We start from the raw sequence: 24,873 nt of genomic DNA, 5'->3' as shown, positions 1-24,873 counted from the left end.
ATGCCCGACTCTCCTGTTTCGCCGGACGACCTCGAATACCGGCACGTCTCCGGTACCCGGGTCATCTACCGGGCCCGACAGCGCCGAACCGACCACACCGTGTGGCTCGGGCTTGCCCTGCACCTGCCGGCGTTCCTACTCAGCCTCTCGCTGGTCCTGGCAGTCGCCTTGGCGTTCAACGCGTGGCTGGGCGTCCCCGTCTGGCTCCCCACCGCATTGTGGACGGCCTCCGGGGTGCTCGCCTTCCACCGTCCTACCGAAGCACTGCTGGCCCGCCACGTACTGCACCTGCACCGCCCACTCCCCGCCGAACTCACCACCCTGGCCCCCGTATGGCGCGAGGTCACGGCCCGGGCCGGAGTGGACGGAAGCCGGTACGAGCTGTGGATCGAGGACAGCGACGACCTGAACGCCCTCGCCGCCGCCGGACACATCGTCGCCGTCACCAGGCGGGCACTGCAGGATCTGCCCACCTCCCAGCTGGCCGCCGTACTCGCCCACGAGCTGGGACACCACACGAGCGGTCACTCCTGGTCGGGGCTGCTCGGATGGTGGTACACGGTTCCCGGGCGCCTCGTGTGGCGGGCGCTCGCCCTCGTGAAGCCGAGGCTGGTCCGGATTGCGCGCGGGGCGTCGATCACCGCTTGGGGGCTGCTGCTGGTGCTCGTGGCCTATCTGACCGTCATCACCGCGAAGGCGACCTACGGCCTTCCGCTCCTGCTGCCAGCGCTGCCCTACCTGACGGCAGCGGTCGGCCGGCGGGCCGAACTGCGGGCCGACGCTCACGCCGCTGGCCTCGGCTTCGCACCGGTGCTGGCCAGGCTCCTGGAACAGTCCATCGCCGAGGAAGACAGCCATCCCGACCCGGCCCGCGGAACCGGGCGCTTCCCTGCGGCCTCACGGCTGCTGTCCCACCACCCCGACCACCGCACCCGGCTCCACCACCTGCGGAAGTACCTGTGAGGTTCCGGGAACGCCGCAGGGCGGCCACCCTCTCGGGTGACCGCCCTGCGGTTACTGCTCTTCTGCGACTCAGCCGTTGTACGGGCCGTAGTCGTAGTCCTCCAGCGGGACAGCCTGGCCGGAGCCGGAGCCGAAGGGCGAGTAGTCGATGTCGTCGTAACCGACGGCCGAGTACATCGCTGCCTTGGCCTCTTCGGTGGGCTCGACCCGGATGTTGCGGTAGCGGGCGAGGCCCGTACCGGCCGGGATGAGCTTACCGATGATGACGTTCTCCTTGAGGCCGATGAGGCTGTCGGACTTGGCGTTGATCGCCGCATCCGTCAGGACTCGGGTCGTCTCCTGGAAGGAGGCGGCCGACAGCCAGGATTCCGTCGCCAGCGAGGCCTTGGTGATACCCATCAGCTGCGGACGGCCGGAGGCGGGGTGACCGCCCTCGGTGACCACACGACGGTTCTCGGTCTCGAACTTCGACCGCTCGACCAGCTCGCCCGGCAGGAGCTCCGCGTCGCCGGACTCGATGATCGTCACGCGGCGCAGCATCTGCCGGATGATGATCTCGATGTGCTTGTCGTGGATCGACACGCCCTGCGAGTTGTAGACCTTCTGGACTTCGCCGACCAGGTGGACCTGGACGGCACGCTGACCGAGGATGCGCAGCACGTCGTGCGGGTTGGTGGCACCCATGGTGAGCTTCTGGCCCACCTCGACGTGGTCGCCCTCGTGCACGATGACCTTGGCGCGCTTCGAGATCGGGAACGCCGTCTCGTCGCTGCCGTCGTCGGGCGTGATGACGATCTTCTTCGTCTTCTCGGTCTCCTCGATCCGCACGCGACCGGCGGCCTCGGAGATCGGGGCGACACCCTTCGGGGTACGGGCCTCGAAGAGCTCGACGACACGCGGCAGACCCTGCGTGATGTCGTCACCGGCCACACCACCGGTGTGGAAGGTACGCATCGTCAGCTGGGTACCGGGCTCACCGATGGACTGGGCGGCGATGATGCCGACCGCCTCACCGATGTCGACCAGCTTGCCGGTGGCGAGCGAGCGTCCGTAGCAGAAGGCACAGGTGCCGACCGCGGACTCACAGGTCAGGACCGAGCGGGTCTTGACCTCCTCGACGCCGTTGGCGACCAGGGCGTCGATGAGCACGTCACCGAGGTCGACGTTGGCCGGCGCGATGACCTTGCCGTCGATGACGACGTCCTCGGCCAGCATGCGGGCGTAGATCGAGGTCTCGACGTCGTCGGCCTTGCGCAGCACGCCGTCCTCGCCGCGAACGGCGATCTTCAGCTTCAGACCGCGCTCGGTGCCACAGTCCTCCTCGCGGATGATCACGTCCTGCGAGACGTCCACCAGACGACGGGTCAGGTAACCCGAGTCGGCGGTACGCAGGGCGGTGTCCGCCAGACCCTTACGGGCACCGTGCGTGGAGATGAAGTACTCCAGAACGGTGAGGCCCTCACGGAAGGACGCCTTGATCGGACGCGGGATGGTCTCGTTCTTCGCGTTCGACACCAGACCACGCATACCGGCGATCTGTCGCATCTGCATCATGTTTCCTCGGGCACCCGAGTCAACCATCATGAAGATGGGGTTCGTCTTGGGGAAGTTCGCGTTCATCGCCTCGGCAACCTCGTTGGTCGCCTTGGTCCAGATCGCGATGAGCTCCTGCGTGCGCTCGTCCTTGGTGATCAGACCGCGCTCGTACTGCTTCTGGACCTTCTCGTCCATCGCCTCGTAGCCCGCGACGATGGCCTTCTTGGCCTCGGGCACGACGACGTCGGAGATGGCCACGGTGACGCCCGAACGGGTCGCCCAGTGGAAGCCGGCCGCCTTCAGGTTGTCGAGCGTCGCCGCCACGATGACCTTGGGGTAGCGCTCCGCCAGGTCGTTGACGATCTCGGAGAGCTGCTTCTTGCCCACCGAGTAGTCGACGAACGGATAGTCCTCGGGCAGCAGCTCGTTGAAGAGCGCGCGACCCAGGGTCGTCTTCAGACGGAAGCTGTCGCCCGGCTGGAACTCCTGCTCGCCCTCTTCGGCGACCGGCGCCACCCAGCCACGCGGCGGGATGGTGCCCACCGGGAAGCGGATGTCGACGGACGACTGGAGCGCGAGCTCGCCGTTGTCGAACGCCATGGTCGCCTCGGCCGTGGAGCCGAACGCGCGGCCCTCGCCCTTGGTGTCACGGAGCTCACCGTCGGTGGTCAGGAAGAACAGACCGAGGACCATGTCCTGGGTCGGCATCGTGACCGGACGGCCGTCGGCCGGCTTGAGGATGTTGTTCGAGGACAGCATCAGGATGCGGGCCTCGGCCTGAGCCTCCGCGGAGAGCGGCAGGTGCACGGCCATCTGGTCACCGTCGAAGTCCGCGTTGAACGCGGTGCAGACGAGCGGGTGGATCTGGATGGCCTTGCCTTCGACCAGCTGGGGCTCGAAGGCCTGGATGCCGAGGCGGTGCAGCGTGGGCGCACGGTTCAGCAGAACCGGGTGCTCGGCGATGACCTCTTCGAGGACGTCGTAGACGACCGTGCGGCCGCGCTCGACCATCCGCTTGGCGCTCTTGATGTTCTGCGCGTGGTTCAGGTCGACCAGGCGCTTCATCACGAACGGCTTGAAGAGCTCCAGCGCCATGGCCTTGGGCAGACCGCACTGGTGCAGCTTCAGCTGCGGACCGACGACGATCACGGAACGCGCGGAGTAGTCCACACGCTTACCGAGAAGGTTCTGACGGAATCGACCCTGCTTACCCTTCAGCATGTCGCTGAGGGACTTCAGGGGACGGTTACCGGGACCGGTCACCGGACGACCACGACGACCGTTGTCGAAGAGGGCGTCCACGGCCTCCTGAAGCATGCGCTTCTCGTTGTTCACGATGATCTCGGGGGCACCGAGGTCGAGGAGACGCTTCAGACGGTTGTTGCGGTTGATCACGCGGCGGTACAGGTCGTTCAGGTCGGAGGTCGCGAAGCGGCCACCGTCCAGCTGCACCATCGGACGCAGGTCCGGCGGGATCACCGGCACGCAGTCCAGAACCATGCCCTTGGGCTTGTTGCTGGTCTGCAGGAACGCGGAGACGACCTTGAGGCGCTTGAGCGCACGGGTCTTCTTCTGGCCCTTGCCGGTACGGATGATCTCGCGGAGGCGCTCGGCCTCCTCCTCGAGGTCGAAGGACTCCAGGCGCTTCTGCAGCGCGGCGGCGCCCATGCAACCGTCGAAGTACGTGCCGAAGCGGTCACGCAGCTCGCGGTAGAGGAGCTCGTCGCCCTCCAGGTCCTGGACCTTGAGGTTCTTGAAGCGGGCCCACACCTCGTCGAGGCGGTCGATCTCGCGCTGGGCGCGGTCACGGAGCTGCTTCATCTCACGCTCGGCACCTTCGCGCACCTTGCGGCGTACGTCGGCCTTCGCGCCCTCGGCCTCGAGCTCGCCCAGGTCGGTCTCGAGCTTCTTGGCCCGGCCTTCGAGGTCCGCGTCACGGCGGTTCTCGATCTGCTGGCGCTCGACGGAGACGTGCGCCTCCAGCGACGGGAGGTCGCGGGTGCGACGCTCGTCGTCGACGAACGTGATCATGTACGCGGCGAAGTAGATGACCTTCTCGAGGTCCTTCGGCGCGAGGTCCAGCAGGTATCCGAGGCGCGACGGGACGCCCTTGAAGTACCAGATGTGGGTGACGGGAGCGGCAAGCTCGATGTGGCCCATCCGCTCACGGCGCACCTTGGCGCGCGTGACCTCGACGCCACAACGCTCACAGATGATGCCCTTGAAGCGGACACGCTTGTACTTGCCGCAGTAGCACTCCCAGTCCCGGGTAGGACCGAAGATCTTCTCGCAGAAGAGTCCGTCCTTCTCGGGCTTGAGGGTGCGGTAGTTGATGGTCTCCGGCTTCTTGACCTCGCCGTGCGACCAGGTTCGGATGTCGTCCGCGGTGGCAAGGCCGATCCGCAGCTCGTCGAAGAAGTTGACGTCGAGCACTGTGCGTCAATCCCTCTTTCGGGGTCGAGTCTCAATCATGGTCTGAACGGTCCCGGGGATGACGGGGGGCTCTTGAGCGAGCCCCCCGTCAGGCCCGTCAGACCTCTTCGACGCTGCTCGGCTCGCGCCGGGACAGGTCGATACCGAGCTCCTCCGCCGCGCGGAAGACGTCCTCGTCGGTGTCGCGCATCTCGATGGACATGCCGTCCGAGGACAGCACCTCCACGTTGAGGCAGAGCGACTGCATTTCCTTGATGAGCACCTTGAAGGACTCGGGAATGCCCGGCTCGGGGATGTTCTCGCCCTTGACGATGGCCTCGTAGACCTTCACGCGGCCGGTCACGTCGTCGGACTTGATGGTCAGCAGCTCCTGGAGGGCGTAAGCGGCGCCATAAGCCTCGAGCGCCCACACCTCCATCTCACCGAAGCGCTGGCCACCGAACTGCGCCTTACCACCCAGCGGCTGCTGCGTGATCATCGAGTACGGACCGGTCGACCGAGCGTGGAGCTTGTCGTCGACCAGGTGGTGGAGCTTGAGGATGTACATGTACCCGATCGAGATCGGGTCCGGGAACGGCTCGCCGGAGCGGCCGTCGAACAGGCGCGCCTTACCGGACGGGAGGACCAGGCGGTCACCGTCGCGGTTCGGGATGGTGTGCTCGAAGAGGCCGGCGAGCTCATCCTCGCGGGCACCGTCGAACACGGGGGTGGCGACGTTGGTACCGGGCTCGACACGGTCGGCCCCGATGACCTTCAGACGCTCGGCCCAGTCCTCGGCCAGGCCGGAGACGTCCCAGCCGCGGCTGGCGAGCCAGCCGAGGTGGATCTCCAGGACCTGTCCCGGGTTCATTCGGGACGGGACACCCAGCGGGTTGAGGATGATGTCGACCGGCGTGCCGTCTTCCAGGAAGGGCATGTCCTCGATCGGAAGGATCTTGGAGATGACACCCTTGTTGCCGTGGCGGCCGGCGAGCTTGTCGCCGTCGGTGATCTTGCGCTTCTGGGCGACGTAGACGCGGACCAGCTGGTTCACGCCCGGAGGAAGCTCGTCGCCCTCCTCGCGGTCGAAGACGCGGACACCGATGACCTTGCCGATCTCACCGTGAGGCACCTTGAGCGAGGTGTCACGCACCTCGCGGGCCTTCTCACCGAAGATCGCGCGGAGCAGGCGCTCCTCCGGGGTCAGCTCGGTCTCACCCTTGGGCGTGACCTTGCCGACCAGGATGTCGCCGGCGACGACGTCCGCACCGATGCGGATGATGCCGCGCTCGTCGAGGTCGGCGAGGACCTCCTCGGAGACGTTCGGGATGTCCCGGGTGATCTCCTCGGGGCCCAGCTTGGTGTCACGGGCGTCGACCTCGTGCTCCTCGATGTGGATCGAGGAGAGGACGTCGTCCTGCACGAGGCGCTGCGACAGGATGATCGCGTCCTCGTAGTTGTGACCTTCCCAGGGCATGAACGCGACGAGCAGGTTCTTGCCGAGGGCCATTTCGCCCTCTTCGGTCGCGGGACCGTCGGCGAGGACCTGGGACTCGATGATCCGGTCACCCTCGTTGACGATGACCTTCTGGTTGACCGAGGTGCCCTGGTTCGAGCGGGAGAACTTGGCGACGCGGTACGTGGTGTACGTGCCGTCGTCGTTGGCGACGGTGATGTAGTCGGCCGAGACCTCCTGGACGACACCGTCCTTCTCCGCACGGATCGAGTCACCGGCGTCGACCGCACAGCGGTACTCCATGCCGGTGCCGACGAGCGGGGCCTCCGCCTTGATGAGCGGAACGGCCTGGCGCATCATGTTCGCGCCCATGAGGGCACGGTTGGCGTCGTCGTGCTCCAGGAAGGGGATCATCGCGGTCGCGACGGACACCATCTGGCGCGGGGAGACGTCCATGTAGTCGACGTCGTCACCGGCGATGTAGTCGATCTCGCCGCCACGACGACGCACCAGCACGCGGTTCTCGGTGAAGCGCATGTCCTCGGACAGGCCGGCGTTGGCCTGGGCGATGACGAAGCGGTCTTCCTCGTCGGCCGTGAGGTAGTCGACCTCGTCGGTGACGACACCGTCGATGACCTTGCGGTACGGGGTCTCGACGAAACCGAACGCGTTGACGCGACCGTAGGAGGCGAGCGAGCCGATCAGACCGATGTTCGGGCCTTCAGGGGTCTCGATCGGGCACATGCGGCCGTAGTGCGACGGGTGAACGTCACGGACCTCGAAGCCGGCCCGCTCACGGGACAGACCGCCGGGGCCCAGCGCCGACAGGCGGCGCTTGTGGGTCAGGCCCGAGAGCGGGTTGTTCTGGTCCATGAACTGCGACAGCTGGCTGGTGCCGAAGAACTCCTTGATGGAGGCGACGACCGGCCGGATGTTGATCAGGGTCTGCGGCGTGATGGCCTCGACGTCCTGGGTCGTCATGCGCTCGCGGACGACGCGCTCCATACGAGCCAGACCCGTGCGGACCTGGTTCTGGATGAGCTCGCCGACGTTGCGCAGACGACGGTTGCCGAAGTGGTCGATGTCGTCGGTCTCGACGACGATCGAACGGCCGGACTCACCGGTGGTCTCGGTCTCGCCGGCGTGCAGCTTGACCAGGTACTTGATGGTCGCGATGACGTCGTCGGTGGTGAGCACACCGGCGTCGAGCGGCTCGTCGGCGCCGAGCTTCTTGTTCACCTTGTAGCGGCCGACCTTGGCGAGGTCGTAGCGCTTCGGGTTGAAGTAGAGGTTCTCGAGCAGCGTCTGAGCGGCCTCGCGGGTCGGCGGCTCGCCCGGGCGCAGCTTGCGGTAGATGTCGAGCAGCGCGTCGTCCTGGCCCTGGGTGTGGTCCTTCTCCAGGGTTGCGCGCATGGACTCGTACTCGCCGAACTCCTCGAGGATCTGCTCGGTGGTCCAGCCGAGAGCCTTCAGGAGGACGGTGACGGACTGCTTGCGCTTGCGGTCGATGCGGACACCGACCATGTCGCGCTTGTCGATCTCCATCTCCAGCCAGGCACCCCGGGAAGGGATGATCTTGGCGGAGAAGATGTCCTTGTCGGACGTCTTGTCGATGGAGGAGTCGAAGTAGACACCAGGGGAGCGGACAAGCTGCGACACGACGACACGCTCGGTGCCGTTGATGACGAAGGTGCCCTTGTTGGTCATGAGCGGGAAGTCGCCCATGAAGACCGTCTGAGACTTGATCTCTCCGGTCTCGTTGTTCGTGAACTCGGCAGTGACGAACAGCGGAGCCGCGTACGTGAAGTCGCGCTCCTTGCACTCGTCGACAGAGTTCTTCGCCGGCTCGAAACGGTGGTCGCGGAAGGTCAGCGACATCGACCCGGAGAAGTCCTCGATCGGCGAGATCTCCTCGAAGATCTCTTCCAGACCGGACTTGGTGGGGACGTCCTGTCCACTCTCAAGCGCCGACTCGACGCGAGACTTCCAGGCGGCATTGCCGAGAAGCCAGTCAAAGCTCTCGGTCTGCAGCGCCAGGAGGTTCGGAACCTCGAGGGGCTCCTTGATCTTTGCAAAGGAGATGCGCAGCGGGGCGGTGCTGGCACCGTTGTTCGTATTGGTCGAGGCGTTGCGCGAGGCGGCCAAGAGGGGGTCCTTCCGAGGGCTCGGACTCACTACGCGCGTACCGGTCCCAGCAGACACAGAAGACAAGCCCCCCGAATCCAACCGAAAAGGCCAGGTCAGGGTGGATCAATCAAGTGTGCTCAAGCGTGGGCATGTCCCTGGCGACGGGCAGGGGACAGCTAACAGGCAGCGCAAAGGGTCAGTGTAGCCACTCGGCTCACTGATGTCCAGACCAGGTTTCCGGAAACCGGCAACAGGCCTTCCCCATGTCGTTCAACCAACACTGTGTCCAACGCTGCGGCGCCCGTACTCGTGCACAGAGCGCGTATCAGTACTGCCCTCTTCGTAGTCGATCCATGCCTCGGATCTCGGATCCAGGCGGTCGACCTCTCGACGGGACTGAGAATTGCGCGCCGCGTCCCGTTCGTCAAGGCCCCCTGCTCCGAGCGGATCATCTTCGGACCCTGCTCCGGAGCAACGATGATCACCCTACTCCCCAACGAGACCAGGGCAAGTCAGGCACTACGGGTACGCCAAAGGGCGACCACCCTTACGGGTGATCGCCCTTGGATGAGGCCCTGGAGGGCCTCAGAGGTGTTACTTGACCTCGACAGCCGCGCCGGCAGCCTTGAGGGACTCGGCGGCCTTGTCAGCGGCCTCCTTGGCGACCTTCTCGAGGACCGGCTTCGGAGCGCCGTCCACGAGGTCCTTGGCCTCCTTCAGACCCAGGGAGGTCAGCTCACGCACGACCTTGATGACCTGGATCTTCTTGTCGCCGGCACCGGTGAGGATGACGTCGAACTCGTCCTGCTCCTCGGCGGCCTCGGGGGCAGCACCGACACCGGCGGGGCCGGCAACAGCGACGGCCGCGGCGGCGGTGACGTCGAACTTCTCCTCGAAGGCCTTCACGAACTCGGAGAGCTCGATGAGGGTCATCTCCTCGAACTGGGCGAGGAGGTCGTCCTGAGAGAGCTTCGCCATGATGGGCGATCCTTCCACTAAATCGGCAGGTGCCGGATGTATATAGAGGCGGGCGTAACGGCCCGCTACGACCCACGCACTAGGCGGCGTGGATCAGTGCGCGAGCCGAATTACTCGGCACCGCCCTGCTCGGCGAGCTTGACGCGAAGCGCTTCCGCGGTGCGGACGAACTTCGACGGCAGCGCCTGGAAGAGCGAGGCAGCCTGAGACTGCTTGCCCTTGAACGCGCCGGCCAGCTTGCTGAGCAGAACCTCGCGGGACTCGAGGTCCGCAAGCTTCTTGATCTCATCGGCGGTGAGCGCCTTACCATCAAGGACACCCGCCTTGATGATGAGGTTCGGGTTGTCCTTGGCGAAGTCACGCAGGCTCTTCGCCGACTCCACCGGGTCACCGGTGATGAAGGCGACCGCGGTCGGACCAGCGAAGTGCTCGTCCAGCGCGGTGATCCCGGCCTGGTTGGCCGCAATCTTGGTCAGCGTGTTCTTCACCACGGCGTACTGGGCGTTCTCACCAAGGGAGCGACGCAGCGTCTTGAGCTGCGCGACGGTGAGACCCCGGTACTCGGTCAGCACGGCGGCGTTCGAGCTCTGGAACGCGTCCTTGAGCTCGGCTACCGATGCAGCCTTGTTGGGCGTCGGCATGGTGCGTTCGCCTCCTTCCGGGTGATGAGGACCGCTCAGAAGGGGCTGAACAAAAAACGCCCCGGCGCAGGCGCCAGGGCGTGGCTCGACCGGAACGAATTCCGGGAACCTTCCACAGTCACCTACGCGGGTCGTCCGCATTCAACGGATCCTTCGGCCACCGAACCCTTGCGGGCACGGCAACGACCAGCGGTCTTTGGCTTCTGGGGAAGACTACGTGAAGGGGTGCAGCCGAGGCAAATCGCCTCAGGAGCCGAGGCCCGGGCCGCCCGGTCCGGCGTCCCGGAGCGCCGTGCCGGCATCACCTGCTCCGCCTGCGGGGCCTGGTCCGCGGCCGTGAGGCTGCCCTGTGGTGCTCGGCGTCGCCCCCTCGGCCTTGTCGCCGCCGCAGGGCCGTGAGGACGCCCACGAGCGGCGAGGAACGCGTACGGTCCGCGGCACGCGGGGACGGCGGCCCGGAACACGGAAGCGGGCCCCCCGCCACCCTGTGAAGGGGGCGAGGGGCCCGCTGAGCCACTCGGTGAGCCGTCAGGCTCAGACAGCAGCCGGGTCTTCCTCGACGAGGAGGTTCCGGGTGCGGTTCGAGTCCAGGTGGATACCGGGGCCCATCGTGGTGCTGAGGGCGGCCTTCTTGATGTAGCGGCCCTTCGCGGCGGACGGCTTCAGACGAAGGATCTCGTCCAGGGCCGCGCCGTAGTTCTCGACCAGCTGCTCATCGGTGAAGGAGACCTTGCCGATGATGAAGTGCAGGTTCGAGTGCTTGTCGACGCGGAACTCGATCTTGCCACCCTTGATCTCGGTGACAGCCTTCGCGACGTCCATCGTGACGGTGCCGGTCTTCGGGTTCGGCATCAGGCCACGGGGACCGAGCACGCGGCCGAGGCGGCCGACCTTGCCCATGAGGTCCGGGGTGGCCACAACGGCGTCGAACTCGTTCAGGCGGTTGCCCTTGGCGATCTCGTTGATCAGCTCGTCGTCGCCGACAATGTCGGCGCCGGCGGCTTCCGCGGCCGCAGCACGGTCACCGGTCGCGAAGACCAGGACCCGGGCGGTCTTGCCGGTGCCGTGCGGAAGGTTCACGGTGCCGCGGACCATCTGGTCGGCCTTGCGCGGGTCGACACCCAGGCGGAAGGCGACCTCGACGGTGCCGTCGAACTTGGTCGTGGAGGTCTCCTTGGCGAGACGGACGGCCTCGAGCGGGGCGTACAGCTTCTCCCGGTCGACCTTGGCGTCCGCAGCGCGGAGAGTCTTGCTGCGCTTCACTTCTGCTCCTGTGTTTTGGCTTCAGGCATGGAGTCGTGGTGCGGACCAGCGCTTGGTCCTACCACTGATGGTGCTGGGGGTGGCTGGATCAGCCTTCGACGGTGACGCCCATCGAACGCGCGGTGCCGGCAATGATCTTGACGGCGGCGTCGATGTCGTTGGCGTTCAGGTCGGGCATCTTCAGCTCGGCGATCTCCTTGACCTGGGCAGCCGTGAGCTTGGCGACCTTGGTCTTGTGGGGCTCGCCGGAGCCCTTCTCGATGCCCGCGTGCTTCAGGATGAGGCGCGCGGCCGGCGGAGTCTTGGTGATGAAGGTGAAGGAGCGGTCGTCGTAGACCGTGATCTCCACCGGCACGACCATGCCACGCTGCGACTCGGTCGCGGCGTTGTAGGCCTTGCAGAACTCCATGATGTTGACGCCGTGCTGACCGAGCGCGGGGCCGACCGGCGGAGCCGGGTTGGCCGCACCGGCCTTGATCTGGAGCTTGATAAGCCCCGTGACCTTCTTCTTCTTGGGAGGCATTGCTCTCTCCGGGTCCTAGTGAGAGTTTTCAGCCGCCCATCCGGTCATCCGGATGGAGGCATACCGCACCACGATAACGGGTATCGGTGCGGGGCTAAAAACCGAGCAGGTCAGACCGCCCTTCACGGGGCGATCTGACCTGTCCGGAAGCTGTCGCTCAGAAGATCAGTTCTTCTGGATCTGGTCGAAGCTGAGCTCGACCGGGGTCTCACGGCCGAAGATCTCGACGAGGCCCTTGACCTTCTTCGAGTCGGGGTTGATCTCGTTGATGGTCGCCTGCAGCGTCGCGAATGGGCCGTCGGTGACGGTGACCGAGTCGCCGACCTCGAAGTCCAGGACCTCGATGGTGCGCTTGACGGCGGGCGCGGGCAGACCGGCCTCTTCCGCGGCGGCCTTGGCGGCCTTCTCCTGCGCCTCCGGGGCGAGCATCTTGACGATCTCGTCCAGGGTCAGCGGGTACGGGTCGTACGCGTTGCCGACGAAGCCGGTGACACCAGGCGTGTTACGCACGACGCCCCAGGACTCGTTCGTCAGATCCATGCGGACGAGAACGTAGCCGGGCAGCTTGTTCTGCCGGACGTTCTTGCGCTCGCCGTTCTTGATCTGGACGATCTCTTCCTCGGGCACCTCGGCCTGGTAGATGAACTCCTCGACGTTCAGCGAGACGGCGCGCTGCTCCAGGTTGGCCTTCACGCGCTTCTCGTAGCCGGCGTAGGTGTGGATCACGTACCACTCGCCGGGGAGCAGACGCAGCTCCTCGCGCAGGGCCTGGATGGGGTCGACGGGCTCGGCGGGCTCGACCGGAGCGGCCTCTTCGGCCTCTTCCTCGGCGACCTCGGCGTCGTCAGCAGCCTCTTCGACCGCAGCGTCGACCTCGACGTCAGCCTCGTCCTCGTCCTCGTCGGACTCGACGTGCAGCGCGGCTTCCTCGGCGGGGGCACCCGCCTCGGCGTCGGCGAGCTCGGCCTCGTCGGGGTCCACAGCGTCTGCCGCCTCGACGATGTCGAGCTCGTCCTCGACGGACTCGACGGAGTCGTGGCTCGCGTTCAGGTTCGGGTCAGACACGGTGGCTGCTTCTTCCTGGATACAAAAGGTGGTGGAACATGCGAAAACGGGCGACACCATCAAGGCGCCGCCCTCCGCGGGGATCAGCCGAAGACGAACTTGATGGCTTTTTCGAACCCAAAGTCAATCACGGTAACCAGACCGATCATGATGACCACGAAGACAATCACCACGGTGGTGTACGTCGTGAGCTGGTTACGAGTAGGCCAGACAACCTTGCGGAGTTCCGCGACGATCTGGCGGTAGAAAAGCGCGAGACGGCCCAGAGGGCCCTTCTTGCCGCGCTTGCCGCCCTTGCGGGCCTTCTTCTCGCGCGTCTCGTCCTCGGCGTCAGGCATGTCGATGGAGCCCAGGGCGTCCGTCACGTCTCTCACCTGAATCCGGGTCGTGGCCGTACCGCGCCCGGTTGCGCCGCACGGCGTTGCATCTAAGTACGTACCTGCGCACACACGTCCGAGATGGAGTGTGGAGCAGGGCCGGAGGGACTCGAACCCCCAACCGCTGGTTTTGGAGACCAGTGCTCTACCAATTGAGCTACGACCCTTTGCGTCCCCCAACCTACCGCATCCGAGCGAGTGCACGGAGTGCTCGCGCTCTGCAGCGACTGGTGAGGTCCAACGACAGGTGAGTGTACGTGAACCGGGCCGTGACGTCGAACAGCACCCGAGCTGACATGCGTCGGTCCGTTGACTGAAACGGTGTGCGGCGCTTCTTTGCCGTCTGGGACGATTGCTCGCATGACCTCTGCAACGCCTTCCTCCGAGCGCCGGGTGTCCGCCCGTATCGGCGCCATTTCCGAGTCCGCCACCCTCGCCGTGGACGCCAAGGCCAAGGCCCTCAAGGCCGCCGGGCGCCCGGTGATCGGCTTCGGTGCCGGCGAGCCCGACTTCCCGACCCCGGACTACATCGTCGAGGCGGCGGTCGAGGCCTGCCGCAACCCCAAGTACCACCGCTACACGCCGGCCGGCGGTCTGCCCGAGCTCAAGGCCGCGATCGCCGCCAAGACCCTGCGCGACTCCGGCTACGAGGTCGAGGCCTCGCAGGTCCTGGTGACCAACGGTGGCAAGCAGGCGATCTACGAGGCCTTCGCGGCCATCCTGGACCCGGGTGACGAGGTCATCGTCCCGGCTCCGTACTGGACCACCTACCCGGAGTCCATCCGTCTCGCCGGCGGTGTCCCGGTCGATGTCGTCGCCGACGAGACCACCGGCTACCGCGTCTCCGTCGAGCAGCTGGAGGCCGCGCGCACCGAGCGCACCAAGGTCGTCCTGTTCGTCTCCCCGTCCAACCCGACCGGCTCGGTCTACAGCGAGGCCGACGCGAAGGCGATCGGCGAGTGGGCCGCCGAGCACGGCCTGTGGGTGCTGACGGACGAGATCTACGAGCACCTGGTCTACGGCGAGGCGAAGTTCACCTCGCTGCCGGTCCTGGTCCCCGCCCTGCGCGACAAGTGCATCATCGTCAACGGCGTCGCGAAGACGTACGCCATGACCGGCTGGCGCGTGGGCTGGGTCATCGCCCCGCAGGACGTCATCAAGGCGGCGACCAACCTGCAGTCGCACGCCACCTCGAACGTCTCCAACGTGGCCCAGGTCGCCGCGCTGGCCGCCGTCTCGGGCAACCTCGACGCGGTCGCGGAGATGCGCAAGGCCTTCGACCGCCGTCGCCAGACGATGGTGAAGATGCTCAACGAGATCGACGGCGTCTTCTGCCCGACCCCCGAGGGCGCGTTCTACGCGTACCCGTCGGTCAAGGAGCTCCTCGGCAAGGAGATCCGCGGCAAGCGCCCGCAGAGCTCCGTCGAGCTCGCCGCCCTGATCCTGGACGAGGTCGAGGTCGCGGTCGTCCCGGGCGAGGCCTTCGGCACCCCCGGCTACCTGCGCCTGTCCTACGCCCTGGGCGACGAGGACCTGGTGGAGGGCGTGTCCCGCATCCAGAAGCTCCTGGCGGAGGCCAAGGCCTGACGCGGCCCGCAGCACGATCTGGGCGGCGGTACCCCCGAGGGTGCCGCCGCCCAGGCGTTTCCGGCCCCGCCGGGCACACTCAGCCCCGCCGGCGTTTGAGGCGCGGGTCCGGGCGGCGCCCGGAAGGCCCCCGCGCAGCGGATCCGCACCCGTTCACGCGTTCGCGCAAGCCCCCGATCGGTAAAACCCCCTCCCGCCGAGCGCAGCGGTACGGCAGGATCACCAGATGGAGCACGCACGCGATCTCACGCTTCTGCCCAAGGCCCACCTCCACCTGCACTTCACCGGGTCGATGCGGCCATCGACCCTGCTGGAGCTCGCCGACAAGTACGGCGTGCGCCTTCCCGACGCCCTGACGGCCGGGGAGCCGCCCAAGCTCCGCGCCACCGACGAGCGCGGCTGGTTCCGCTTCCAGCGGCTCTACGACGCCGCCCGCTCCTGTCTGCGCGAGCCCGACGACATCCGGCGCTTGGTCCGCGAGGCCGCGGAGGAGGACGTACGGGACGGCAGCGGCTGGCTGGAGATCCAGGTGGATCCCACCTCCTACGCCCCCCTGCTCGGCGGAATGATCCCGGCCGTGGAGATCATCCTGGACGCCGTGGACGCGGCCTCCCGCGAGACCGGCCTCGGCATGCGGGTCCTCATCGCCGCGAACCGCATGAAGCACCCCCTCGACGCCCGCACCCTCGCCCGCCTCGCCGTCCGCTACGCCGACCGCGGCATCGTCGGCTTCGGCCTCTCCAACGACGAGCGCCGCGGCATGGCCCGTGACTTCGACCGGGCCTTCGCCATCGCCCGCGAGGGCGGCCTCCTCGCCGCCCCGCACGGCGGCGAGCTCACCGGCCCGTCCTCCGTCCGCGACTGCCTCGACGACCTGCACGCCTCCCGCATCGGGCACGGGGTGCGGGCCGCGGAGGATCCCCGGCTGCTCAAGCGGCTCGCCGACCGGCAGATCACGTGCGAGGTCTGCCCGGCCTCCAACGTGGCCCTCGGGGTCTACGAGCGGCCCGAGGACGTCCCGCTGCGCACCCTGTTCGAGGCCGGGGTCCCCATGGCGCTGGGCGCCGACGACCCGCTGCTCTTCGGGTCCCGGCTCGCGGCCCAGTACGAGATCGCGCGCCGCCACCACGCCTTCACGGACACGGAGCTCGCCGAGCTGGCCCGCCAGTCGGTGCGCGGCAGCGCGGCGCCCGACGACGTACAGGCCAAGCTGCTGGCGGGGATCGACCACTGGGTCACCGGGTGAGCCGCAGGTCTCCCTCGTAGCAGTCGGCGCGTACCCGCCCGCCGTCCAGGAAGCCGATCTCCAGGTGGGTGCGGCCCTGCTCGGGCAGGGCGAATTCGGCGACCGAGGCGACGGTCTCGCCGAGGTGCCGTAGGAAGGGGTGGTCACCGAGGTCCTCACCGACCTCGATGCGGCCCCACTCCCCCATGTCGTACGCCGCGTGCGGGGTGGCGGACTCGACGATGAGGCAGTGGTCGGATCCGGTGGTGATGCGGATGGTGTCGCCGATGCTGTCGATCAGCCAGACGTCGAGGGGCGCCTCGGAACGTTCGCCGTCGCTGATGTGCCAGGACGCCACGACTCGGCTGAGTGTGCGCCCCACGAGACGGGTGGGGTCCGTACCGGCCCCGTGGAGGGGACAGAGCATGGGCGGCCGGGGCTCCTCAGATGCTGACGCCGACCGTCACCGGTTCGTTGACCAGGGTGACGCCGAAGGCCGCGTGGACGCCCGCGACGACCTCGCGGGCCAAGGTGAGGAGGTCCTCGGTGGTGGCCTCGCCTCGGTTGGTGAGGGCCAGGGTGTGCTTGGTGGAGATGCGCGCCGGGCCGGTGCCGTAGCCCTTGGTGAAGCCGGCCTTGTCGATCAGCCAGGCCGCGCTGGTCTTCGTACGGCCGTCGCCGGCGGGGTACGCGGGCGGGGTGGCGTCGGGGCCGAGGCGGTCCTGGGCGCGGGCGAGGAAGGCGGCGTAGGCCTCGTCGGTCAGGATCGGGTTGTGGAAGAAGGAGCCGGCCGACCATGTGTCGTGGTCGGCGGGGTCGAGGACCATGCCCTTGCCGGCGCGCAGCCGCAGCACCGTCTCGCGGGCGGTGGCGGCGGGGACCCGGTCGCCGGCCTCGACGCCGAGGGCGCGGGCGGTCTCGGGGTACTTGATCGGCGCGGACAGGCCGCCGGCGTCCTCCAGGGCGAAGCGCACGCGCAGCACGACGTAGCGGTCGGGCTGGTCCTTGAAGGTGCTGTTGCGGTACCGGAAGGCGCACTCGGCGGCGCCGAGAGTGACCGTTTCGCCGGTGGTGCGGTCGTAGGCGACGACCTCGGTGATGGTGTCGCAGACCTCTTGGCCGTACGCGCCGACGTTCTGGATCGGGGTGGCGCCGGCCGAGCCGGGGATTCCGGCGAGGCACTCGATACCGGCGAGGCCGGCCTCGACGGTGCGGGCGACGGCGTCGCTCCAGTTCTCGCCCGCGGCGAGCTCCAACCGCGTCCCGTCGAGGTGGAAGCCGGTGGTCGCGATGCGCAGGGCGGTGCCGTCGAAGCCGCGGTCGCCGATGACCAGGTTGCTGCCGCCGCCGATGATCAGGAGCGGGGTGCCGCTCTCGTCCGCGGCGCGCACGGTGGCGACGACCTCGGCGTCGGTGGTCGCGGTGACCAGGCGGGCGGCGGGACCACCGAGACGGAAGGTGGTCAGCGGGGCGAGGGGGGCATCGTGGAGTTCCTGCACGTGGACAAGAGTACGGTCCGTGCCCCTCGCATCCCTGCGGGGCCACGGACCGTACTCACTCGTCCCCCCTGCCGGGCGGGTCAGTGGCTCGCGCTCTGCTCGGCGAGGCGGCGTTCGGCCTCGTCCCAGGTGAGGGGGAGCTCGCGGGCCGGCACGGTCCAGTAGGTGAAGACCGATTCCTTCATGTACGCACTGGCGGCGCGGGAGCTGGAGCGGTGGGGCTCGCTGCGGGCGAAGCGGTAGAGGGCGTCCCGGTCCTCCCATGCGGAGAGGGTGAGGAAGGTCCGGCTGAAGACTCGGGCGCGCAGGGCGACGCCGTGGGCACCGGGGGCCTTGCGCATCTGGAGGATGATGCCGGGCGCCTTGAGGAAGAACCGGAAGGCGCCGACGAGGGTGGCGGTCTCGAAGCGGGAGGCCATGACGTAGACCTCGGCGTCGGGGGCGGCCTGGGTGGGCGTGGACCAGGGGATGTCGGGCACGGCGTGCACTCCTTGGCTACGGGGCGGGGCGTACGGGTGGTGGTGCCGGCGGGTCAGCCCGCGGCGGGGACCTTCTCGGGGACCGCGACGGTCCGGTCGGCGGGGGTCCGGTCGGCCTTGGCCTTACGGGGCACCAGCAGGGCGAGTCCGGCGGCGAGGGCGACCGCGGCGGCGCCGATCCACAGGGCGGGGATGGTGCCGTCGGTGAAGGCCTGCGGGGACTCGTAGCCGCCCTGGGCGGAGAAGACCGAGGCCAGGACCGCGACACCGAGGGCTCCGCCGACCTCGCGCAGGGCGTTGTTGGTGCCGGAGGCCTTGCCCTGGTCGGCCGGGGCGACGGTGGACATCAGGACGTTGGCGGCGGGGGCGAAGTAGAGGGCCATACCGATACCGCTGAGGATCAGCGGCGGGAGCTGGGCCGCGTACGAGACGTCCGCGCTCAGGATCGCCGCGAACCAGCCGAGACCGAGGGCCTGGAAGGCGAGACCGGCGGCGACGACGGGGCGGCCGCCGATGCGGTCGGAGAGGATCCCGGCCAGCGGGGCGACGAGCATGGGCATTCCGGTCCAGGGGAGCATGCGCAGGCCGGCCTCGGTGGGCGAGTAGCCGGCGACGCCCTGGAGGAACTGGCTGAGCAGGAAGATCGAGCCGAACATGCCGAGGAACATCAGCAGGCTGGCCAGGTTGATCCCGAGGAAGCCGCGGTCGCGGAAGAGCCGCATGGGGAGCATGGGGTTGGCGCTGTTGAAGCCGTGGTGGATGAAGCCGCCGACGAGCGCGGCGCCGACGATCAGGCAGGTCAGGACGGTGGCGCTGGTCCAGCCGTCGGAGTTGGCGTTGACCAGGGCGTAGACGATGCCGAAGAGGCCGCCGCTGATGAGCAGGGTGCCGGGGACGTCGAGGCGCGCGTCGGGGGCGGTGGACTCGGCGAGGCGCAGGCGGGCGAGCGGGATCAGGGCGAGGCCTATCGGCACGTTGAGCCAGAAGATCCACTGCCAGGAGATGTGCTCGGTGAGGCTGCCGCCGATGAGGGGGCCGCTGGCGACGGCGAGGCCGGTGACGGCGCCGTAGATCCCGAGGGCCATGCCGCGGCGGGCGGCCGGAACGGCGGCGGTCAGCAGGGTGAGGGTGAGCGGCATCATGATCGCCGCGCCGACGCCCTGCACGGCGCGGGCCGCGATGAGCGCGTCGATGCCGGGCGAGAGGGCGGCCGCGGCGGAGGCTCCGGTGAAGATCGCGAGGCCCACGATGAACAGCCGGCGGCGACCGAAGCGGTCCCCGAGGGCGGCACCGAACATGAGGAGGACGGCGAAGGTGAGCGTGTACGCGTTCACCGTCCATTCCAGGTCCTCCAGCTTGCCGCCGAGGTCCTCCCGGATGGCGGGGAGGGCGGTGGTGACGACCAGGTTGTCGAGTGCGGCCATGAAGCTGGCCACGCCGGTGAGGATCAGGGCCCAGACGGCGGGCCCGCGGAGCTTGGTGTCGGTGTCGGGTGTGTTCACGATTCCCCCTACTTCGTTAGTTATTGATGACTAACTTCATCGATCATGCGAAACCGCACCGGACCGCCGGCACGGGCTTCGCTCACTTCTCCAGGCGGCCCTTGACCTCGGCGTCGGGGTAGAAGCCCTGCCAGACCCGGTGCTCGGGCGGGAACCCCATGGCGGCCAGGGTGTTGATGAGCATCCCGTACGCCATGAAGGTCGTGGTCTCCCCCACGTCCGCGCCGAGCGGCACGTGCACGGTGTCCCAAAGCTCCATCCAGCCCTTGCGGACCAGCTCGCCGAGCTCGTGATCCCCGGCCGCCTCGGCGGCGGCCACGGTGACGTACATCTGAAGCTGCATCTGGAGCTTGTCGGGATCCTCGACGATCAGCTGGGTGTACGCGTTGGCCATGGCCTGCTGCGCCTCTTCGCCGCGCAAGCCTTCGACCGCGGCGGCGAAGACCTCGCGGGTGTCCCGCAGGCAGCGCTCGGAGGCGGCCAGGAAGATCGCCTGCTTGTTGGGGAAGAGCCTGAACAGATAGGGCTGCGAGACCCCCACCCGCTTGGCGATCGCCTCGGTGGACGTCCCGTAGTAGCCACCCCGGGCGAACTCATGCATCGCCGCCCGAATGACACTCTCACGCCGCTCGTCCGCGCTCATCCTGACCATGAGACAAAGTTATTGCTCAATCACTAACCAGTCAAGCGGCGGGGTGAGGCGGGGTCGGTGCCAGGGGCTCGGCAGCCGACCGGTCGGGGTCGGGGAGCGGGGCGGGGCGAGGGCGGCGGGCGAGCGGCCACCGCCGCCTCCACCGCCGCGCCGTCCCGACCCCGGCCGACCGACCCCGCCCCCGAAGCCCCCGGCCCGCTCCAGCCCCGTCCCCGTCCCACGAAAAGGGCGGGGGCGCCGGTTCGGCGCCCCCGCCCTGCTCGTTCGTGCCGTCGGCTCAGGCCAGTTCGACGACCGCGCGGGACATGCCCAGGACCTTCTGGCCCGCGCTCATCGCCGTCAGGTCGACCCGGACGCGGTTGTCGTCCAGCTTCGCGGCGACCTTCGCCGTGACCTCGATCAGCCCGCCCTGGTCGTCGTTCGGGACCACGACCGGCCTGGTGAAGCGCACGCCGTACTCGACCACCGCGCCCGGGTCGCCGACCCAGTCGGTGACCACGCGGATCGCCTCGGCCATGGTGAACATGCCGTGCGCGATCACGTCCGGCAGTCCGACCTCCTTGGCGAACTTCTCGTTCCAGTGGATCGGGTTGAAGTCGCCCGAGGCGCCCGCGTACTGGACGAGCGTGGCGCGCGTCACGGGGAAGGACGCCGCCGGCAGCTCGGTGCCGACCTCGACGTCGGCGTACTGGATCTGCGCTGCCATGTCAGGCCTCCTCGGGGGCGCGGGAGACGAGCTTCGTCCACGCCGTCACCACGTGCTCGCCGGTCTCGTCGTGGACCTCGCCGCGGATGTCGATGACGTCGTTGCCCGCGAGCGACTTCACGGACTCGATGGTGGAGGTCACCGACAGGCGGTCACCGGCGCGCACCGGGCGGGAGTACGCGAACTTCTGGTCACCGTGCACGACGCGGCTGTAGTCCAGCCCCAACTGCGGGTCCTGGACGACCTGGCCGGCCGCCTTGAAAGTGATCGCGAACACAAAAGTCGGCGGAGCGATCACATCGGGGTAGCCGTACGACTTCGCAGCTTCGGGATCGCTGAAGACGGGATTGGTGTCACCCACCGCAGCCGCGAATTCGCGGATCTTCTCCCGGCCGACCTCGTACGGATCGGTGGGCGGGTAGCTCCGCCCCACGAAGGACTGGTCGAGAGCCATGACTCACTACCTCCTGTTGAAGGGACACGAATGACGCAAGAACAAAGACAGGAACGAGCACGGAAACGACACAAGGCCGCCCCCAATGAAGGGGACGACCTCATGACTGTGCCTGTTATTCGAGACTTCGCTGGGGTCAGCGGGTCTCGCGGTGCGCGGTGTGCGAGTTGCAGCGCGGGCAGTGCTTCTTCATCTCAAGACGGTCCGGGTTGTTACGCCGGTTCTTCTTGGTGATGTAGTTCCGCTCCTTGCACTCCACGCAGGCCAGCGTGATCTTCGGGCGGACGTCGGTGGCAGCCACGTGAGTGCTCCTTGACGGAAATTGGGACGGATGAACGCATACAAGAGTAGCCGACCGGGAGACCGACCCCGCAATCGGCTACTGTGTGTAGCGGCGACCGGACTTGAACCGGTGACACAGCGATTATGAGCCGCTTGCTCTACCGACTGAGCTACGCCGCTTTGATGTGATCAGCTCCCCACCCGAGGGTGGGGAACCTCTCTCACCAGAGCCCCAATGCGGAATCGAACCGCAGACCTTCTCCTTACCATGGAGACGCTCTACCGACTGAGCTATTGGGGCGAGCGATGAAGACATTACACGGTTGCCTGCCGATCGCCCAAATCCTTTGCGGGGACAGGGCTCCGAGGGGGTTGGCGAGCCGCTCCCGATCAACCCGTGGATCACTTCCGACCCACTTTTCGGGCAGATTGTGGTGGGGCTCACACTCCGGCGGTCGCCGATCGGAGCCTTGGAGCCCTTCGGGGCGCGCGTGCGGGCGCTCCGGCGCGTGGCACCACACCGGTACGACTATTGCGCTCTTCCGCGAAGCGGGCAGCCCCGCGCCCTAGGCTCGGAGCACGCTGCGTGATCTTGGGCCGCGGGCCACGGCTCCAGGAACCGCCCGAGCCACCGCAGGAGCGCGATGTCCGACAGCCAGCCGCAGCAGCCGTTCCAATCGCCTCGCAGCGGAAACGGCAACGGCAACGCGGCCGCAGCCGAGGCCACCACCCTGCTGCTCACCGGAGCGCGTCTCACCGACGGCCGCACCGTGGACGTCCGCCTCGGCGGCGGCCGGATCCAGGCCGTCGGCACCACGGGCAGTCTCCCCTCCCCCGCGCTGTCGCGGGTGGACCTGACCGGCTACCTGTTGCTCCCCGCCCCCGCCGAGCCGCACGCCCACGGGGACACCGCGCTGACCGCCGACGCCGACGGGCCCGTGTCCTACACCCCCGACGAGGTCCAGCGCCGGGCCACCGAAGCCGCCCTGCTCCAGCTCGGCCACGGCGCCACCGCCGTCCGCTCCCACGTCCGCATCGGCGACGTGCACGGCCTCGGCCCCATGGAATCCGTGCTCCAGGCCCGCCGCTCCCTGCGCGGGCTGGCCGACCTCACCGCCGTGGCCGTTCCCCGGCTGCTGACCGGGGTGGCGGGCGCGGACGGGCTGGCCATGCTGCGGGACGCGGTCAAGATGGGCGCCTCCGTGATCGGCGGCTGCCCGGACCTGGACCCGGACCCGACGGGCTTCCTCGAAGCCGTCCTGGAACTCGCCGCCGAGCACGGCTGCCCCGTGGACCTGCACACGGACGGTGACGACCCGGGCCGCCTCGCCCGGCTCGCGGCGATGGCCGGCGGGTTGCGCCCCGGCGTGACCATCGGCCCCTGCGGTGGTCTGGCCCGGCTCCCGCTGGACGCGGCCGCCCGCGCCGCCGACCAACTGGCCGCGGCCGGCGTACGGGTCACCTGCCTGCCCCAGGGTGACTGCGCGGCCCTGGAACGTCGTGGCCTGCGCACCGCCCCCGTCCGGCTGCTACGGGCCGCCGGTGTGCGCGTCGCGGCCGGCAGCGGGGCACTGCGGGACGCCGGGAACCCCGTAGGCCGCGGGGACCCGTTGGAGGCCGCGTATCTGCTGGCCTCCCAGGGCGGGCTCCGGGCGGCCGCGGCCTACGAGTCCGTCAGCGGCTGCGCCCGCGAGGCCATGGGCCTGCCCGAGGTCCGGGTGGAAGCCGGTTTCCCGGCGGAGCTGCTGGCCGTGCGCGGGGACCGGATCGCGGGCGTGCTGTCCCTCGCCTACAGCCGGATCGTGATCCACCGCGGGCGGGTCGTAGCCCGTACGAGTGCCGTACGGGAGTACTGCGACTCCGCTGTCGCGGTGGCGTTGGACCTGCCCCGGCAGGGCCGTACGGAGTCGGGTACCTGAGGTTCGCCGTCCGCTCGCGGGCGTCGGCGCCCGGCTCGTCGTACGGTCGGGTCATGCGCATCGTCATCGCGGGTGGACACGGTCAGATCGCGCTGCGGCTGGAGCGCCTGCTCGCCGCGCGCGGGTACGAGGTCGCGGGTATCGTCCGCGATCCGGCACAGGGCGACGACCTGAGGCAGGCGGGCGCCGAGCCGGTGCTCTGCGATCTGGAATCGGCCTCGGTGGAGCATGTGGCGGGGATTCTGCAGGGCGCGGACGTGGCGGTGTTCGCGGCCGGTGCGGGCCCAGGCAGCGGGATCGGGCGGAAGGACACCGTGGACCGGGGCGCGGCGGTGCTGTTCGCCGACGCCGCCGAACGCGCCCGCGTGCGGCGCTTCCTGATGGTCTCTTCGATGGGCGCGGACGCGCATCACGGGGGCGACGAGGTCTTCGACGCGTACCTGCGGGCCAAGGGCGAGGCCGATGACCACGTACGGACCCGGCTGGGCCTGGAGTGGACGGTCCTGCGCCCCGGTTCGCTGATCGACGACGCGGGGACGGGCCTGGTCCGTCTGGAGGCGCGGACGGGCCGTGGGGCCGTCCCGCGCGACGACGTGGCGGCGGTGCTGGCCGAGCTGGTCGAGACCCCGGCGACGGCGGGCCTGACCCTGGAGCTGCTCTCCGGTTCGACGCCGGTGCAGGTGGCCGTGAAGGACGTGGCGGGCAACTGAGGCCGGGGCCGCGGTAGTCCGCCGGTCCGGTGGCTCAGAAGCCGGCGCTGATCTTGTCGTCGGACCGGCCGACGGAATCCTGCTGGTACCGGTCCTCGTACGCCTGCCGGATCCGTTCGATGCGCGTGCTGCGCTCGTCGGCCTCCTTCTCCGGGTAGAGCAGGACCACCTCGTACGAGGTCTCGCGGACGGTCTTGCCGTCCTGGCCGCGCCACTGGCCGTACCCGTCGTGGAGGGTCAGCCCCTCGGGGAAGGCGGGGGTGATCTCCAGGTCCAGGAACCTCATGAACTCGCGTTCCTCGACCGGGTTGCGGCCGTCGGCCCGTTGGGTGCCGAAGTACAGCCGGGTCTCCTGGTAGGGCTGCCCGACGTCCGTGTGGAGGGCCGCTCCCACCAGAGCCGGAATCCCTGCGCCGAGCAGGGCCATGAGAACCCCGCCGCCGACCTTCCCGCGCGTGTCAGATGTCCATTTCACCCCCGGTGAACGAACCGGAGCCGCCGACGTTGCGGCCGTGGT

The 24,873-nt window shown here is 68.5% G+C and carries 22 protein-coding genes and 3 tRNA genes; 5 read left to right on the top strand and 20 right to left on the bottom strand.

What is annotated here, in order from left to right; translation table 11 throughout:
• Positions 1-963 (top strand): M48 family metalloprotease, encoded by a 963-nt coding sequence (locus OG624_RS24125; RefSeq protein WP_371588284.1) that lies wholly within the window; start codon positions 1-3, stop codon positions 961-963.
• Positions 964-1,032: 69 nt separating this feature from the next.
• Here OG624_RS24125 and OG624_RS24120 read toward each other — a convergent pair whose 3' ends face one another.
• From OG624_RS24120 to OG624_RS24080, 9 genes are all read right to left on the bottom strand, one after another.
• Positions 1,033-4,932 (bottom strand): DNA-directed RNA polymerase subunit beta', encoded by a 3,900-nt coding sequence (locus OG624_RS24120; RefSeq protein WP_030725970.1) that lies wholly within the window; start codon positions 4,930-4,932, stop codon positions 1,033-1,035.
• A gap of 97 nt (positions 4,933-5,029) precedes the next feature.
• Complete coding sequence (gene rpoB / locus OG624_RS24115) at positions 5,030-8,512, bottom strand: DNA-directed RNA polymerase subunit beta (protein ID WP_030388877.1); 3,483 nt, start codon at positions 8,510-8,512, stop codon at positions 5,030-5,032.
• A 576-nt stretch (positions 8,513-9,088) separates the two neighbouring features.
• Entirely contained in the window at positions 9,089-9,472 is a 384-nt protein-coding gene (rplL, locus tag OG624_RS24110) for a 50S ribosomal protein L7/L12 (protein ID WP_033225047.1), read from the bottom strand.
• Between the two features lie 110 nt (positions 9,473-9,582).
• Positions 9,583-10,113 (bottom strand): 50S ribosomal protein L10, encoded by a 531-nt coding sequence (gene rplJ / locus OG624_RS24105; protein WP_030008449.1) that lies wholly within the window; start codon positions 10,111-10,113, stop codon positions 9,583-9,585.
• 534 nt (positions 10,114-10,647) lie between these two features.
• Entirely contained in the window at positions 10,648-11,376 is a 729-nt protein-coding gene (gene rplA / locus OG624_RS24100) for a 50S ribosomal protein L1 (RefSeq protein ID WP_033225044.1), read from the bottom strand.
• Between the two features lie 88 nt (positions 11,377-11,464).
• Complete coding sequence (rplK, locus tag OG624_RS24095) at positions 11,465-11,899, bottom strand: 50S ribosomal protein L11 (RefSeq protein ID WP_030008445.1); 435 nt, start codon at positions 11,897-11,899, stop codon at positions 11,465-11,467.
• A gap of 165 nt (positions 11,900-12,064) precedes the next feature.
• Positions 12,065-12,964 (bottom strand): transcription termination/antitermination protein NusG, encoded by a 900-nt coding sequence (gene nusG, locus OG624_RS24090; RefSeq protein WP_033225042.1) that lies wholly within the window; start codon positions 12,962-12,964, stop codon positions 12,065-12,067.
• Positions 12,965-13,047: 83 nt separating this feature from the next.
• Entirely contained in the window at positions 13,048-13,329 is a 282-nt protein-coding gene (gene secE, locus OG624_RS24085; RefSeq protein WP_030388883.1) for a preprotein translocase subunit SecE, read from the bottom strand.
• A 106-nt stretch (positions 13,330-13,435) separates the two neighbouring features.
• Positions 13,436-13,508, bottom strand: a tRNA-Trp gene (locus OG624_RS24080).
• 193 nt (positions 13,509-13,701) lie between these two features.
• On the opposite strand from OG624_RS24080, the gene OG624_RS24075 reads away from it, so the two are divergent.
• The gene (locus tag OG624_RS24075) at positions 13,702-14,928 is read left to right on the top strand and encodes a pyridoxal phosphate-dependent aminotransferase (RefSeq protein ID WP_033225041.1); all 1,227 of its coding nucleotides are present in this window, start codon (positions 13,702-13,704) and stop codon (positions 14,926-14,928) included.
• A 226-nt stretch (positions 14,929-15,154) separates the two neighbouring features.
• Positions 15,155-16,174: an adenosine deaminase gene (locus OG624_RS24070; protein WP_371588283.1), complete on the top strand. Its 1,020-nt coding sequence runs from the start codon at positions 15,155-15,157 to the stop codon at positions 16,172-16,174.
• Here the strand turns inward: OG624_RS24070 and OG624_RS24065 are convergent.
• From OG624_RS24065 to OG624_RS24020, 10 genes are all read right to left on the bottom strand, one after another.
• Positions 16,164-16,511, bottom strand: a complete 348-nt coding sequence (locus OG624_RS24065) for a hypothetical protein (protein ID WP_244290966.1) — start codon at positions 16,509-16,511, stop codon at positions 16,164-16,166. The genes OG624_RS24070 and OG624_RS24065 overlap by 11 nt on opposite strands.
• 85 nt (positions 16,512-16,596) lie before the next feature.
• Positions 16,597-17,736: a UDP-N-acetylmuramate dehydrogenase gene (locus tag OG624_RS24060; protein ID WP_352164587.1), complete on the bottom strand. Its 1,140-nt coding sequence runs from the start codon at positions 17,734-17,736 to the stop codon at positions 16,597-16,599.
• Positions 17,733-18,131: a DUF3291 domain-containing protein gene (locus tag OG624_RS24055; RefSeq protein WP_033225038.1), complete on the bottom strand. Its 399-nt coding sequence runs from the start codon at positions 18,129-18,131 to the stop codon at positions 17,733-17,735. The genes OG624_RS24060 and OG624_RS24055 overlap by 4 nt, the downstream gene beginning before the upstream one ends.
• A gap of 53 nt (positions 18,132-18,184) precedes the next feature.
• Complete coding sequence (locus tag OG624_RS24050) at positions 18,185-19,633, bottom strand: MFS transporter (RefSeq protein ID WP_371639831.1); 1,449 nt, start codon at positions 19,631-19,633, stop codon at positions 18,185-18,187.
• An 82-nt stretch (positions 19,634-19,715) separates the two neighbouring features.
• The gene (locus OG624_RS24045; RefSeq protein WP_266442958.1) at positions 19,716-20,285 is read right to left on the bottom strand and encodes a TetR/AcrR family transcriptional regulator; all 570 of its coding nucleotides are present in this window, start codon (positions 20,283-20,285) and stop codon (positions 19,716-19,718) included.
• Between the two features lie 277 nt (positions 20,286-20,562).
• Positions 20,563-20,991, bottom strand: a complete 429-nt coding sequence (locus OG624_RS24040; protein WP_030758157.1) for a MaoC family dehydratase — start codon at positions 20,989-20,991, stop codon at positions 20,563-20,565.
• Position 20,992: 1 nt separating this feature from the next.
• Entirely contained in the window at positions 20,993-21,445 is a 453-nt protein-coding gene (locus OG624_RS24035; RefSeq protein ID WP_030726006.1) for a MaoC family dehydratase N-terminal domain-containing protein, read from the bottom strand.
• Positions 21,446-21,581: 136 nt separating this feature from the next.
• Complete coding sequence (gene rpmG / locus OG624_RS24030) at positions 21,582-21,746, bottom strand: 50S ribosomal protein L33 (protein WP_003956487.1); 165 nt, start codon at positions 21,744-21,746, stop codon at positions 21,582-21,584.
• 88 nt (positions 21,747-21,834) lie between these two features.
• Positions 21,835-21,907 (bottom strand) — tRNA-Met (locus tag OG624_RS24025).
• 48 nt (positions 21,908-21,955) lie between these two features.
• Positions 21,956-22,028: transfer RNA gene (locus OG624_RS24020), tRNA-Thr, on the bottom strand.
• A gap of 343 nt (positions 22,029-22,371) precedes the next feature.
• Between OG624_RS24020 and OG624_RS24015 the strand changes: the two genes are divergently transcribed.
• Both OG624_RS24015 and OG624_RS24010 read left to right on the top strand, forming a co-directional pair.
• Positions 22,372-23,646: an amidohydrolase family protein gene (locus OG624_RS24015; protein WP_371639830.1), complete on the top strand. Its 1,275-nt coding sequence runs from the start codon at positions 22,372-22,374 to the stop codon at positions 23,644-23,646.
• A 53-nt stretch (positions 23,647-23,699) separates the two neighbouring features.
• The gene (locus OG624_RS24010) at positions 23,700-24,356 is read left to right on the top strand and encodes an SDR family oxidoreductase (protein ID WP_033224207.1); all 657 of its coding nucleotides are present in this window, start codon (positions 23,700-23,702) and stop codon (positions 24,354-24,356) included.
• A 34-nt stretch (positions 24,357-24,390) separates the two neighbouring features.
• On the opposite strand, the gene OG624_RS24005 is transcribed toward OG624_RS24010, so the two are convergent.
• Positions 24,391-24,831: a DUF3574 domain-containing protein gene (locus OG624_RS24005; protein WP_266352979.1), complete on the bottom strand. Its 441-nt coding sequence runs from the start codon at positions 24,829-24,831 to the stop codon at positions 24,391-24,393.
• Between the last annotated feature and the right edge of the window lie 42 nt (positions 24,832-24,873).

It is taken from the genome of Streptomyces virginiae, from assembly GCF_041432505.1.
Classification (GTDB): Bacteria; Actinomycetota; Actinomycetes; order Streptomycetales; family Streptomycetaceae; genus Streptomyces; species Streptomyces virginiae_A.
The sequence above is the reverse complement of the archived record's forward strand: the minus strand, read 5'-3'. Positions and strand labels throughout refer to the sequence as shown.